This is a genomic window from Mesorhizobium sp. M1295 (genome assembly GCF_040318135.1).
Taxonomy (GTDB): Bacteria; Pseudomonadota; Alphaproteobacteria; order Rhizobiales; family Rhizobiaceae; genus Mesorhizobium.
Genome location: NZ_JAMYLU010000026.1, coordinates 1 through 13245 on the forward strand (window position 1 = coordinate 1; position 13245 = coordinate 13245).

The following is a 13245-nucleotide window of genomic DNA, read 5'->3' on the forward strand; positions in this document are numbered from 1 at the left end:
CGTATTTCATCTTATCGGGGAACAGCCACCCTCCAAGGCTATGATCGGTTCCAGGGCGCGTCGCTCCCGCGATTACCCCATGTGGTTGTTTTTTCTGGGATCGGAAGTGCTGCTAAGGACCGCGCGCCACGCGTCGGCCAGACACGCTTCCTTGGAGCCCGAAGAACCGAACGGATTCAGAGCTAAGAATCCGAACGGATCGGAGCGCCCCGGTTCTGATGGCTTGAACGCCGCGATCCCATTTGTCTGCGGAAGGTTGCGGACTCCTGGCCGACTTCGATGTTCCCACCGCAAGGCGACCCGCGGTCGAAATCACCAGGAACGACCGGGCAGCGCTATGACGTCGATTTGGGAGACTCGTCGGTCTCCGGCAAACGATCGCGAATGGCTTCCTCGGTTTTGCTTGCCGTCTTTTTCACGACTTTCTCGACGCGGTCGACCAACGTCTCGGCGTCGCCGCTGGAACCCTGTCGGTCAGCCTCTTCCTTTACAGTCTCATATGCTTCGGCGGCAACCTGCTTGGCTTGCTCCACGCCTTCTTCAAAGACTTCTTCGGCACTGTCACGAAGCTTGTCGCGGTAAGGGCCGAGTTGCGCGTCTTCCGCGGCGGTGTGAGGCAGCATCACGCCGATGGCTGTGCCCACGGCAAGGCCCACCGCGGCCATTGCCAGAGGTTCGCGCTGGAACAGGTCCTGCGCCGACTGCCGCACCCGCCCCGTCATATCGGCGGCGGCCGAGCCGACGTGCCCGGCTGTGCTTCTCAATCTTTCTTTGGCGCCGCTCGCAACGTCTGCCACAGCCTCAGTCGCACCGCCTGCCACGGACGCAACCGAACGAGCGGCATCGGAGAGCATGGAGCCGGCGGAACCTTCGCCCTCGGCACCGTACTCATCGCCGCGTGAGTCCTGCCAGGCCCCGCCCAAGCCCCTCTGGTCAGAGAAGTTTCGGGTGCCGTCAGGCTCCCTGCCGGTCGAATAGGCATCAAGTGCTGAACTGTCTACCGACGTGCCCTTGCCAAGCATCAGCCAGGCTAGGCCCGCGCCGACCAATGTAAGCGGCAACGGATTGTCCCTGACCTGAGTCTTAAGATTGCTGAGCATGGCGGATCCCTCGCCGCTGAACATCCCGGTGAATTCGTCGATCAGTTGGCCCGGTGTCATCTTGCTGCGGATCGTGTCTGCGGTATCTGCCACTCTGGCGCGCGCAATATCAGCATCGCGTTCCAACTCGGCTGCGGATTTCTCGGTCATCTTATCTGTTCCTTGATCACGCGTGCGTCGCGTTTAAGTTGGTCTTGTGTCCGGTCGGGGGTCAACTCGGAGGGAGCCATGCTTGCCTTGCCCGAGCGCAAGAGTATGACGCCCAGTACTGCCACCACGACGCCGACGAGCAGCGAGGACCATCCGGCTCCCAGGCCGGCGCTCGCCAAGGCAATCACCAGCGCCTGCAAAAGCACCATCAGGGCGGCAAGCAGGCAAATGACGCCTCCCATTACCTCCACGGCGCCGGCGCCGACCTTGCTTACCTTTTCCGACATTTCAGCCCGCAACAGCCTGCTTTCGGTTTGAAGCAGTGTTGTGACCTGCTGTGCCAGATCGCTGACAAGGGTTGTCAGGCTGCGAGTGTCCTGATTGTCAGTCATGGGTTTCGCTCCAGGCTTGCATTGGCCCAGTCATCGCCGGACTGATCGGATCCTAGCGGGGCCGGCTCAACTGCCTCTGCCGATTGCCATCCGAACTCATTCGAGCGAGGACCCGTCTCGGGCGCCCGGCCTGTTTCCGACTGGCCCGGTGCTCCGGTTTGGGCAGAGGGTGGCGAGCTCTTGATGAACCGTCCCAACGCCAGGCCTGCCAATACCGAACCGGCGATCAGCGCGCCCGAGTTTTCGCGGCCGAACGACTGAATTTCGCCAAGCACCTCGTCGAACGGTTTATCCTTCAGGGACGAGGAAAGCCGCTCGAGCCCGCCTGCGGCGTCAAGGGCGAATTTCGAAGCGGTCCGTTGATCATTGTTGGCAAGATGCTCGCTTGCCGCGCGCAATGCGCCGCTGAAGGCCTTGAGGTTGGCGCTCACGTCGCGCTGCGTTCCCTCCGCCTTGTTGAACAATGCTTGCTTTGCTTCCGATGCGTAATCTCCGGCTTTCCTGGTGATCTCGTCACGCGCATCGTGGAGCGCTTCCGTCGCGGTCTGCTTTTCCCGTTGTAGTCTTTCCGAAAGCTCGCTTCTGGCTGTCTCGAAATCGGCCGGCTGACGGCCCTGATCGTCCTGGTCCTGCATGGTGTCTCCTAGTGGAATCCGAGGAAGGAGAGGATCGCAAGCACGACGACGACGAGGCCGATGAGATAAATAACACTGTTCATGGCGCAATCTCCTCCACTGCGCACCGAACTTGCCTGTGCTTCCCGTGTTCCCTCGGACGTCATCTTTTTTGGTAAGCGAAGCCTAACCCGCCTCAAGACGGGATCTTGTCCTGTGCCGATGGCGGTGAGCGCGCGGTTGGGAATGATACGGGACCGGACTCCGGTGCGACTTACGGGTCGAGGCGCAGTTCCTTTCCAGCAGATATTCGTGCTGCATGGGCCGGAATTTTTCCGCAGTGCCTTGACTGCGCATTATCGCAGTGGGACCTGCCTGCGACCTACCACTCGATTGCTGGCCGCGCGATCATCAGCCAGAAAATTCCGAGTACGGCAGCGAAGGCGGGGACGCCGAAGGCGAACCACAGCCAGAAGAGCCGATGATAGCGTGGCGGCAACGGCGCGCCTGCAGCGGCGGCTTGCGAGGCCAGCTTGCGCATCTCCATCTGCATCCAGACGACCGGGAGCCAGAACATTCCGGTGAAGACATAGAGCGCGATCGAAAGCACGATCCAGCCCTCCGACAGCGAGTAGCCTGCCTGCCAGGCGAGCGCAGCGCCCGTCAGCGGCTGCGCGACGACGGCCGTCGCTGTGAAAAGAAAGTCGGCTACGACAACCATGCGCGCCACCGCCGCAACCGTTGCCGTATTGCCCGTCCTGTGGGCGAGCAGCATGAAGAACGCGATGCCGGCGCCGGTGCCAAGCAGCACGGCCGCGCCGATGACATGCAGAAATTTCAGCAGGAAATAGTGCATCAACGCTCCTCCAGCACTGCCAAGGCTACAAAGTGCAGCACCAGGATCGGCAACACTTTGAGGAACGGCCCAAGCGGTTCGTTCCACAGCTCCGGGCGCAGGAAACTTCCGACGGCTAAGTAGAGGAGCGAGAGCGCGATGCCGCCATAGAGGCCTTTTCGCGTCGTCGACCGCCAAGCTATGAGCGCGCCAATGGCGATGTCGGCCAGAGCGCCGACGATCACGGTAGGCGCCGATAAGATGCCAGCCCCAGTGCTTTGCATCAGATCGATGCCACCGTTATAGCCGGTGGTCAGCGACACAATACCCGTCACGATCCAGAAGAAGGGCAAGACGACGAAGATCGCAGGCTTGATGAAATACAGCCGGGCAAACCATTTTTCCTGCACCGTTGCCGGATTGAGCGCGAGGAAACCCGCCAGGGTTTGCGGCCGTATGCCGGTCAAGGCGGCCCAGTTGGAGGGATCTCCAACCGCCCCTCGGGCGATCTCCCTGGCCGCGTTGGTGCGCATCGGTGGGCGCCAGCCGAACATCGCGGCAAGGTCGCCGAGGCGGTAGAGAAGCCTTGCAACAGCCGCCGGCAAGACAAAGCTAACTGCCGGAGCCCAACCGAGCCATCGGCGATAGCTGCCGACGACCTCGTCCATAGTCAGCTGTTCGGGACCGACAAGTTCCAGCACGACGCGAGACGGACTGGCGGGAGCGAGAAGGAAGACGACGGTTGAGACAACGTCGTCGAGTTGTACCACCTGGAGCCCGCCGGTGTCGGGCATGGACGGCAGCACCGGCAGCGAGGCGAGACCCCGAAACAATGCGCTGGCTCCAAACACCGGCCGCCCGAGCACCACGGACGGGCGCAGGATCACCCAGTTCAGATCAAGCGCCATTAGCGCTTGGTCGCCGGCCAGTTTCGTCGCCGAGAACGTCGAAGGCTGCGCCCGATCGACGCCTATCGCCGAGAAGTGGATCACCCGGGCAACCCCTGCCCTCGCACAGGCGAGGAAGAGTGCTGCCGCCGCATCGCGATGGACTTCCCGCGTCTTTTCACGGGGGCTGTCCTGCAGAACGCCGGCACAATTGACGACGGCGTCGATGCCCGTGAGATGCGGCAACCAGTCTTCGGGCTGCAGCGCCACCGCCATGTCCAGCACCAGCAACTGATAATTGCCGGCCCGGTTTGCGCCGGGGCTGCGGACCAAGCCGATCACCTCATGCCCTTCGGAAAGAAGGCGTGCGACGACCGAGGCACCGATCAGGCCGGTGGCGCCGGCAACCAGAACTTTCACACTGGACCCCATTCTCCGACGGCGGGACAGTATCGTTCATTCCCGCTTATCGCCCTCGATACTCCCCTTCATAGCGGAAAGTTCTTCCTCCGTGCATAACAACCGCGGCCGCGCCGGGTCGGAGATGTCGAGCTTGTCCCAGGGAATGCGGTACATGCTGTCGCGACTGCGCATTCGAAAGACGTCGAGGACCGCAATGCCGATGGCCGAAGCGGACAGGCGCTCGAATGCCGCGTAGATGCCGACATGGTACTCGGTAACCACGAGGTCATCGCCATCCGGTTCGGCGCGTATCTCCTCGATATGGCCGATGCTTTTGCCGCGCTGCGAAAGCACATTCCTGCCAGCCAATTGCTCAAGATTGACGGTGGCCATCATCCAGCTCCCGGGATACGCCCAATGACATGATCGCGCAGCCAGTCCTGCCAGTCGAAAATCGCCGTTTCGCGGACGTCGATATCGAACTCGATGTCGACGCCGATGTCGCGCACCTTGTTCCATGCGATGCGGTGCGGCTCGGCATGGCGCCTGCCGCCGAGCCTTGCCGCAAGCCGCGCCATCCAGCGCCCGGGCCGCTCGCCAAGCCGGCGCGCCAGCGTGATCGAACCGAGCTCGACCGCAATAATTTTTGGCGGCTTGCCTGGCCTGAGTTCGGCCACCAGCCCGTCCACCTTGCCGATCTTGACCTGCTCGCGGTCGACCACTTGCTTGTCCAGGATGTCGCGCAGCAAATCCATCAAGTGCCTCCGAATATCTGCAAAGGAATAGTCACGACTGCGAGCACGAAACCGAGCGCTATGATGAAGATGACCGCGGCATTCGCGATCAGGCCATTGCGGTGCTCGCCGACATAACGCTCGTCGTTCAGCAGGAAGAGGAACGGAACCACGGTCAGCGGCAGGCTGGCGGCCGTCAGAGCCATGGAAAAGATGGTGAGCTTCAGCGGATCGAGACCCAATGCGATCGGAATGGCGGCGAGAAACAACGAGATCGTATAGACGGTGCTGAAGCCGGGATCGTCGCGCGGTTTCAGGTCCTCGCCCCAGGTCCAGCCGAAACCCTGCGCCACAAGGTACGCTTGCTGCAGCCCGATTTCGAGCGCGGCACCGAAGCAAGCTATGCCTAGTGAAGCAACGAACAGGACGAACCCCCAGAAACCGAAGATCGGAATCAGCATCAGCGGCAGTTGGTGGTAGTCATCGATCTGCTCAATGCCGTGCGCTGCCAGCACCAGCGCTGCCACGATCAACACACCGATAGCGATTGTGCCGCCAAAACACATGCCCAAGCCGGCAATGGCCCGATTGGCTCCGAGATAGCTCTTGTCCCATTGGTCCTCGATCGCTCCCGACGAATAGAACATGAACAAATAGGGCGAGATCGACGCACCAAGAATGCTGACCGCCATGAACCAGTAATTGGCCGCGTCGTGCTCGGGCAGAGTGGGCACGGCACCGGCCGCAACCTGCCCCCAATCGGGCTTCAGCATGACGGCGCCAACCACGAAGCACAGCGTGACCAGCCCGAGGACCGCGACGCCTTTTTCGATGAATCCGAACGTGCCTTTCCAAAGGAACAGCCATGCCAGAAAAGCGACCGGCAGCGCCCACCACTGAAAGCCGATGCCGGTGGCGAGCTCGAGCGCAATGGCAACACCGCCGATTTCGGCTGCCATGACCAGGAAGTTGACCAGCAAAGTCGCAAGCAAGGGCCACAGAAAGGCGTTGAAGCCAAACCGTTCCCGGATCCCGTCGGCTATGGTGTGATGACTTACGGCGGCGAAGCGGCCGGCCATCTCGACCAGGAAGATGATGCAGATCACGCCCAGAACGACGGCCCAGATCAGCTGGAATTTGAACGCCGCGCCGGCCTGAGCGGCGGTCGCCATCGATCCGACCTCGAGAAAGCCGCCAACGCTGGTGACGACGCCAAGCGATATTTCGAGCAGCTTCTTCATGGTTTCGGCGCGAAATATCTGGCGTAGGACGCGCTCAGATCGGCGGCGGCGGCCCGAAGGTCTTGCTGCGCGTGTTCCACGTCCGAGCGGTTGCCGTCCTGCACTGCGGTCGCTGCGCGTGTCACCGCCGCCGAAAGCCGTCCGACCGCCGTCGTCAGACCGGCTTGCTCGCTGGGCTCAGGCGACTTGGCGGACTGGATTTGCGCACCGGCATCGGCGAGCGCCTTGCCGACCGATTGCAACGTGCGCGACGTGTATTTCGAAGGGGCTGCCCCAGCGACCCAAGCCTCCAGGACCAGCGATGCGGTCTGTGTGGCGGAAGCCGCGATTTTCGACTGCTGCTCGACCTGGTCGGAAGGCGTGCATGCCGTCAGTACAGATATTATCAGCAGCAAGCACAGGCGGTCTGGTCGAAGACCGACGGCTGTAACGGCATTTACAATACGTGCTTGTAGCGTTGCTGCCACACGATTGTTCTCCCCGCACCAAGCGACTTCGGCGTGAAGTTTGATCTAGAGCGCCCGGTAATCACGTCAACTGAACCGGATGAACGGCGCTGGCAGCGCGGAACAAACCAGCGATCGCCGGATTAGGTGACGAGGAGGCAAAGGCCATGGACAGGGAAGAGCGTATCAGGCAGCGAGCCCATGAGATCTGGGATCGCGAAGGCCGTCCGCAAGGACGCGAGCGCGAGCATTGGGATCAGGCCGTGCAGGAGATCGAAGCTGAGGGTTCCGAGGCCGAACGCGGTCCGGTCGTGCCCGATCCAACGGTCGGGGCCGGCTCCAATCCAGAGGCGCGCGGCAGCAAGCGGCGGGGGAAGTGAGGTCCAATGCCTCGTCTCGTCGCCTGGATCGTGGTCGTACTGGTCGTGCTGTTCGCCGCCTGGCTGATGATCGGACGCGACAGAACCAGTGGCGGAGCTCAGCCCACGCCGCATGCAATAGATCAGAATGGATAGGAGCTGACATGGCGGGAACCGATACTCATCCTGAACAGGACCCTGCCGAAGGATCGCGATCGACAGTGGAAAAGCAGCTCCGCAAGGAGCAAGGCGGCGAGGGTCAAAATCGCAAAGCCGAGCCAGCTTCCGACAAATCCGGCAGCAAGACCAAGACGCCTTCGGAAGCGCGCAAGAAAGGCTCAGGCTTGGATTGAGCCGGCTGACAGCGGGCTCACGCTGCCGTTTGCCTCGAAATAATAGGGATAGCGCTGCTGGACGATTTCGAGCACCTCGAAGATACGGCGAAGATGCGTTCGCATTGCTTCTTCTGCCGCAAGCGCGTCGGCCTGCTCGAGCGCATCGACAATCCGCCGATGCTGGCCGAGGACCACCGACATGCTGTCGAGGCGCGGGAAAGACAGAAAGCGGAAGCGGTCCATGTGCAGCTTCGCCGCGCTGATGTCGGCCCAGATTCCGGGAAACCCGGCATGGCTGGCGATGTGCTGGTGGAACAGCTCGTCCGACTTGAAGAAGCGCCTGTCGTCCGCAATGGAGGCGAACGTCTCTTGGACAGCCAGTTCGCCTTTGAGCACGGCAAGCAGGTCGGCACGGCGCGGGCTCTCGACCGCACGATTGATCAGGCCGACTTCGATCGATTCGCGCAGGAACTGCGATTTCTCGAGATCGGCGATCCGGAGCGGCGCCACCATGCTGCCGCGCTGCGGATAGATGTCGATCAAGCCAAGACCGGCCAGCCGGGCGAGCGCCTCCCTAACAGGTGTGCGACTCACGCCGAGGGCTTCCGACATCGCCTTTTCAGAAATCAGTTCGTGCGGCTTCAGGCGGAAGGTCAGGATCTGGTCGAGCAGGACCTCGAACGTCCTGGCCGCAACTGAAGCGCCGGGGCCGGTTTCGCCCAGCCGCCCCTCGGTGAGGGTCCGCATTCCCAAAAGCCCTGCCATCGGCGATCCCCTTATAGGCTCTGCAGTTTCAAGCCGTTCATGAAATGCCTGCGAGCAGCCGCGCCGGCGTTATTCCTTGCGCGGAGAACCGCCGATGCGCGCCAGCAGGCCGCCATCGACGCGCACGACCTCGCCGGTGACGAAGGAAGCGTCGTCGGACAGCAGGAAGGCAACGACGGCGGCAATCTCCTGCGGCCGGGCGGTGCGGCCGAGCGGATGCATGTTGTCGAGGATGCGCAGTATCTCGTCGGGGTTGTCGTTGAGCTTGACCGCATCCCGCAGCATCGGCGTGTCGACGGCGCCCGGAGCAACGGCATTGACGCGCACGCCGAGGGGGGCGTAGTCGACGGCCATCGATTTGACGAGGCCGATCAGGCCGTGCTTGGCCGTGCTGTAGGCCAGAACCCCTTCCTGGCTGGCCAGGCCCTGCACCGAGCTCATATGGACGATGGCACCGCGGCTTTGGCGCAGCAGCGGCATCGCCGCACGCGACAGCAGGTAGGCAGCCTTGAGGTTGACGTTCATCACCTCGTCCCAAAGCGCCTCGTCTGTGGTCTCCACCGTTCCGTAACGCTGGATGCCGGCATTGTGGGAAAGCATGTCGAGCCCGCCGAACGCGGACCGGGCAAGCTCGACGGCGCGGCCGCAGGCCTCGGCGTTGGCGGTCGAGCCAAGCACGGTGTGCACGGTCACGCCGCGCGCTGAAAGCTGCGTCGCGACCTCGTCTAGCTGATCGCCCGCCCGGTCGAACAGGATCAGGTCGACGCCTTGCTCGGCCAGCCTTTCGGCGACGGCACGGCCGATGCCCATGGCCGCGCCGGTAACCAGCGCGCGTTTTCTGAATTCAGCCATTTATCCTCCCAAGAGTTGCCGATCGACTACCATGGTAGTCGATCGCCACTTGACGTGCTCTTTTCCCACGAGCCGGCCCAAGCGTGTTCGGCATCATGCAGATCCTTGTAGGAAAGCCAGCGTTTCCGCGCGCGTCGGTGCGCCAAGACGTCCGCCAAAGCGCAGGCATTTCAGAGCGGCGGCGGCGCTGGCCACTGCTATGGCCCGCTCTTCGTCCCAACCTTCGGCCAGACCGAGGGCGAAGGTGCCGTGAAACACGTCGCCTGCCGCCAGGGTGTCGACGGCTTCGACCCGCGGCGACGGCAGGTGACGGACATCATTGCCACCCGGGTGCTGGAACGCGGTGCCGTTCGCCCCATCGGTGACGGCCACGAAGGCGCCGGTCCGTTCGCCGAGGATAGCAACGGCAGAACCGGCGGATATCTCCGGACCGCAAAGGATGCGTGCCGCCGGCAGCGAAGCAACGACATGCGAGGCGATCGGCAGCAGCCGGTCGAGCACCGGTCGCGACGCGACATCTGCGTCAAGGACCGCCGGAATGCCGTATTCACGAGCTTTCGCCAGCGCCAGGGCGGCGGCTCCGGGCCAGCGGACATCGACCAGCACGGCGTCGAACTGGGAAAAATCCGCGGGTGGAAGGCGGTCCGGATCGGCTTGCGTGACGGCATCGTAGAAGGGCACGATCATACGTTCGCCGGCGGCGTCGACCAGGATCGTAGCAATGGCCGAGCGGCCGCCCTCGACCCTGCGCACCAGCGAACAGTCGACCCGCTCCGCCTCCATCTGGCCAATGACATCGCGGCCGACGGCATCGTCGCCGACGCTTGCCCATAGCCAGACCTGTCCGCCCTGGCGGCTGGCCGACGCGGCGGCGCTGGCCGCCATGCCGGCCGCGATCTGCACGGCCTCGCTTGGCAGGAACTTGCCGGCGCCGGAGGGCAGGACATCGAGGCGCAAGATCGTGTCGTAGGTGAGCGCGCCGACACAAAGCAGGCGGGGCGCCGTCATTGCAGCCGGTAGCCGCGCTGATGGGCAATCGCCGTCATCACGCCTCTCAGTTCGGCAAGGCCGCGAAGACGGCCGATCACGGGGTAGCCGGGATGGGTGTGCCGCGCGGCGTCATCGATCAGCTCGTGGCCATGATCCGGGCGAAACGGCAGCAGCGCCGCCGGTTCACCGGCGTCGCGACGGCGTTGCTGCTCGTCGAGCAAGACCGAGACCACCGAAACCATGTCGACATCGCCGTTCAGATGCTCGGATTCCATGAACGAGCCGTCCGGGTCCTTGCTGACATTGCGCAGATGCACGAACTTGACCCTATGCGCAAAGCGCCTGGCGATGGCAGGCAGGTCATTGGCCGGATTGGCGCCCAGCGACCCTGTGCACAAAGTAAGGCCGCTATGGGCCGATGGCACGGCATCCAGGATAAAGGCAATGTCGTCGGCGTTCTTGACGATCCGGCACAGGCCGACGAGATCGCGCGGCGGATCGTCCGGGTGGATCGCCAGCGTGACGCCCGCCTCTTCGGCCGCCTGCAGCACGTTTTCGAGAAAACAGACGAGGTTCTCGCGCAGCCGCTCATGCGACAGGCTCGACTGCTCGGCCACCACTTCGCGCAATTCCATTATATCGTAGCGCTTGAAGGCGCCCGGCAGGCCGGCCATGATGTTGGCGAGCAGACGCTCTTTTGCCGTGTCCGGCGTCGTCTCGAACCATTCGCTTGCCCGCTGGAGAACATCGGACGCATAGTCGCGCTCCGATCCCTTGCGCTGCAGCATGTAGCAATCGAATGCGGCAAGCTCATGCATGTTCATGCGGAGCGCCCGTCCGCCGCCCGGCAGCGGCGCAGCCAGGTCTGTGCGGGTCCAGTCGAGGATCAGCATGAAGTTGTAGCAGACCGTGCGCACACCGCAGGCGCCGAGATTGCGCAAGGTCTGCCTGAAATTGTCGTAGAGCCGGTCAAGATCGCCGCGGCCGAGCTTGATGTCCTCGTGCACGGGCACACTCTCGACGACGCTCCATTTGAGCCCCATCGCCGGATCCGCCTCGATCAGCGCCTGACGCTGCCTGATGGCGTCGATCGGCCAGACTTCGCCGTAAGGGATGTCGTGCAGTGCCGTCACGATGCCGGTCGCGCCGGCCTGCCTGGCATGGGCAAGCGTTGCCGCATCGCCCGGGCCAAACCATCGCCACGTCTGCTCCATTCGACCTCCAGCTACGGAATTCCCCGATGACCGCCGGTGTATTGGATGCTACCATGGCAGTCAATCGATTGCAGTTCGGTAACCCCAGCGTACCGTCGGGGCGGCTTTGCTCCTCGAAAAGACTGCAACGAGATGTGGCGTTCAGATCGAACGGCTACGCAAGGTCCGCGTTTCGGCTGGCCCAAATCGCGCCGCGTTCGAACATCGTGCGCATTTGCGGCACGGCGAACTCATCGGCGGTGTGGCCGAGCGCGCTGTAGAAGACGCGGCCCTTGCCGTAGCGGCGCTTCCAGACGACCGGCATGACGACGCCGGCGATGAAGTCGAGATGCTCGCCGGTAAACGTCGTTGTCGCCAGCACCGCGTTGGTCGGATCGACATGCATGTAATACTGCTCAGAACGGTAGGCGAAACTATCGATGCCTTGCACGATCGGATCGTCTGGCCTGGTGATATCGACGTGATAGTCGATGATGTTGCCGGGATGGGCGACCCACTGGCCGCCGGTCATGAACTGGTATTCCGGCTCGTTGCGGAAGCTGTCGCACATCGTGCCGTGAAAGCCCGCAAGGCCGGTGCCGGCCCCGACGGCGCTGGTCAGGTTTTGCAGCTCCGGCTTTTCGATCGTCGACATGGTGATCACCGGGACAATGAGATCGAGCTTGCCCAACTGCGGATCGGCAAGCGCCGAAGTCCCCTGTTCCAGCTGCACGTCGAAGCCGTTGCCGGCCAGCATCTCCTTGACGATTTCGGCGCTTCGGGCCGGGGTGTGACCTTCCCAGCCGCCCCAGAAAATCAATGCCGTCTTGCTCATCGCATTATTCCCTATTCCAGAATTCCGAAAGGCAGGTCGGCGCGCATCGGCGCCGGCCGGGCGCAGCCATATCTGAGGTCGATACGCTGCCCTATCTCTGCTGAAGAGATGATCGATTCCATGATTTCCAGGACATGGAGGGAAAGCTCGAGACTGGCGCGGTGTTGCCTGCCGGAGACGATCGCCTGCGCCATGTCGGCAAGGCCGAGGCCCCGGTAATTGCCGTCGCCATAGGAATGGATCTGATCGGCCACCTTCCAGTCGCCCTTGCGCTGGCTGGTCCTGATGTCGCCCTGGAACTGATTAGGATCGGAGACGATCATCGAGCCCGTGGTTCCGTAGAGTTCGATGTGATTGTGTTCATGCTTCCAGACGTCGAAGCTGGTGGTGATCGAAACCGCCGCCCCGTTCTCGAATGCGAGCAGGCCGGAAATATGGGTCGGCACCTCGACCTGGATGGTTTCGCCCTGGCGCGGTCCAGAACCGATGGTACGAGTGGCATAGGATGACTTCGCCTGCCCGGTCACCGACTTTACCGGGCCTAGGAGATTGACCAGGCAGGTCAGATAGTAAGGTCCCATGTCGAGCATCGGCCCACCGCCGGGCTGATAGTAGAAATCTGGATTGGGATGCCAGAGCTCGTGGCCGGGCACCTGCATGAAGGCAGAGCCGGCGACAATGCTTCCAACGGTGTCCTCATCGACCAGCCGCCGCGCCGTCTGGTGGGAGCCGCCAAGAAAGGTGTCGGGTGCGCAGCCGATACGCACGCCCTTTTCGCGTGCGGCCGCGACGAGCCGCTCCGCGTCGCTGAGCGTCGTTGCTAGCGGCTTCTCGGAGTAGACGTGCTTGCCTTGCCCGACAGCCTGCAAACCGACCGGCACGTGATGCTGCGGCGTGGTCAGGTTGAGCACGATCTCGACGCGGGGATCGGCTAACAGCGCCTCGATCGGCATGGCAGCCAGGCCGTAGGCCGCTGCCTTGGCCTCAGCTGCCGTCCGGTTGATGTCGGTGACGCCGACAATGTCGAGCACCGGGAATTGTGGCGACGCCTTCAGATAGGCGTCTGAAATGTTGCCGCAGCCAATGATGCCGACACCGATCCTCCGCATGGGCTT

At 62.9% G+C, this 13245-nt stretch carries 17 protein-coding genes; 2 read left to right on the forward strand and 15 right to left on the reverse strand.

Annotated features, from left to right (window positions below):
- Positions 1–335 precede the first annotated feature (335 nt).
- From NKH29_RS27125 to NKH29_RS27165, 9 genes are all read right to left on the reverse strand, one after another.
- Positions 336–1250 (reverse strand): hypothetical protein, encoded by a 915-nt coding sequence (locus NKH29_RS27125; protein ID WP_353001014.1) that lies wholly within the window; start codon positions 1248–1250, stop codon positions 336–338.
- Positions 1247–1642: a phage holin family protein gene (locus tag NKH29_RS27130; protein ID WP_352590405.1), complete on the reverse strand. Its 396-nt coding sequence runs from the start codon at positions 1640–1642 to the stop codon at positions 1247–1249. Before NKH29_RS27130 ends, NKH29_RS27125 begins: the two co-directional genes overlap by 4 nt.
- A complete protein-coding gene (locus tag NKH29_RS27135) occupies positions 1639–2367 on the reverse strand; it encodes a hypothetical protein (protein ID WP_245278485.1) in 729 nt (242 codons plus the stop codon). The genes NKH29_RS27130 and NKH29_RS27135 overlap by 4 nt, the downstream gene beginning before the upstream one ends.
- A 271-nt stretch (positions 2368–2638) precedes the next feature.
- Positions 2639–3112 (reverse strand): DUF2269 family protein, encoded by a 474-nt coding sequence (locus NKH29_RS27140; RefSeq protein ID WP_023716579.1) that lies wholly within the window; start codon positions 3110–3112, stop codon positions 2639–2641.
- Positions 3112–4398 carry an SDR family oxidoreductase gene (locus NKH29_RS27145; protein ID WP_023716578.1) on the reverse strand — a complete coding sequence of 429 codons (1287 nt, stop codon included), beginning with the start codon at positions 4396–4398 and terminating at the stop codon, positions 3112–3114. The genes NKH29_RS27140 and NKH29_RS27145 overlap by 1 nt, the downstream gene beginning before the upstream one ends.
- Positions 4399–4434: 36 nt before the next feature.
- Complete coding sequence (locus NKH29_RS27150; RefSeq protein WP_023716577.1) at positions 4435–4773, reverse strand: hypothetical protein; 339 nt, start codon at positions 4771–4773, stop codon at positions 4435–4437.
- Complete coding sequence (locus NKH29_RS27155; protein WP_023716576.1) at positions 4773–5135, reverse strand: hypothetical protein; 363 nt, start codon at positions 5133–5135, stop codon at positions 4773–4775. Before NKH29_RS27155 ends, NKH29_RS27150 begins: the two co-directional genes overlap by 1 nt.
- Positions 5135–6355, reverse strand: coding sequence for an NRAMP family divalent metal transporter (locus tag NKH29_RS27160; protein WP_352482851.1), 1221 nt, complete (start codon positions 6353–6355; stop codon positions 5135–5137). The genes NKH29_RS27155 and NKH29_RS27160 overlap by 1 nt, the downstream gene beginning before the upstream one ends.
- Positions 6352–6750: a hypothetical protein gene (locus tag NKH29_RS27165; protein WP_352482853.1), complete on the reverse strand. Its 399-nt coding sequence runs from the start codon at positions 6748–6750 to the stop codon at positions 6352–6354. The genes NKH29_RS27160 and NKH29_RS27165 overlap by 4 nt, the downstream gene beginning before the upstream one ends.
- Before the next feature lie 218 nt (positions 6751–6968).
- Between NKH29_RS27165 and NKH29_RS27170 the strand changes: the two genes are divergently transcribed.
- Positions 6969–7181 carry a DUF2934 domain-containing protein gene (locus NKH29_RS27170; protein WP_352482854.1) on the forward strand — a complete coding sequence of 71 codons (213 nt, stop codon included), beginning with the start codon at positions 6969–6971 and terminating at the stop codon, positions 7179–7181.
- Positions 7182–7187: 6 nt separating this feature from the next.
- The gene (locus NKH29_RS27175; RefSeq protein ID WP_280940403.1) at positions 7188–7316 is read left to right on the forward strand and encodes a hypothetical protein; all 129 of its coding nucleotides are present in this window, start codon (positions 7188–7190) and stop codon (positions 7314–7316) included.
- 182 nt (positions 7317–7498) lie between these two features.
- Here NKH29_RS27175 and NKH29_RS27180 read toward each other — a convergent pair whose 3' ends face one another.
- From NKH29_RS27180 to NKH29_RS27205, 6 genes are all read right to left on the reverse strand, one after another.
- Positions 7499–8260 (reverse strand): GntR family transcriptional regulator, encoded by a 762-nt coding sequence (locus tag NKH29_RS27180; protein ID WP_352547413.1) that lies wholly within the window; start codon positions 8258–8260, stop codon positions 7499–7501.
- 69 nt (positions 8261–8329) lie between these two features.
- Positions 8330–9112 carry an SDR family NAD(P)-dependent oxidoreductase gene (locus tag NKH29_RS27185; RefSeq protein WP_023716570.1) on the reverse strand — a complete coding sequence of 261 codons (783 nt, stop codon included), beginning with the start codon at positions 9110–9112 and terminating at the stop codon, positions 8330–8332.
- Between the two features lie 93 nt (positions 9113–9205).
- On the reverse strand, positions 9206–10120 hold the full coding sequence (locus tag NKH29_RS27190) for a PfkB family carbohydrate kinase (RefSeq protein ID WP_352482857.1): 915 nt from the start codon (positions 10118–10120) through the stop codon (positions 9206–9208).
- Positions 10117–11316 carry a mannonate dehydratase gene (uxuA, locus tag NKH29_RS27195; RefSeq protein WP_352547408.1) on the reverse strand — a complete coding sequence of 400 codons (1200 nt, stop codon included), beginning with the start codon at positions 11314–11316 and terminating at the stop codon, positions 10117–10119. Before uxuA ends, NKH29_RS27190 begins: the two co-directional genes overlap by 4 nt.
- A gap of 154 nt (positions 11317–11470) precedes the next feature.
- On the reverse strand, positions 11471–12130 hold the full coding sequence (locus tag NKH29_RS27200) for a ThuA domain-containing protein (RefSeq protein WP_352792013.1): 660 nt from the start codon (positions 12128–12130) through the stop codon (positions 11471–11473).
- Positions 12131–12141: 11 nt separating this feature from the next.
- Positions 12142–13239, reverse strand: coding sequence for a Gfo/Idh/MocA family protein (locus NKH29_RS27205; protein WP_352792012.1), 1098 nt, complete (start codon positions 13237–13239; stop codon positions 12142–12144).
- Positions 13240–13245: the final 6 nt, after the last annotated feature.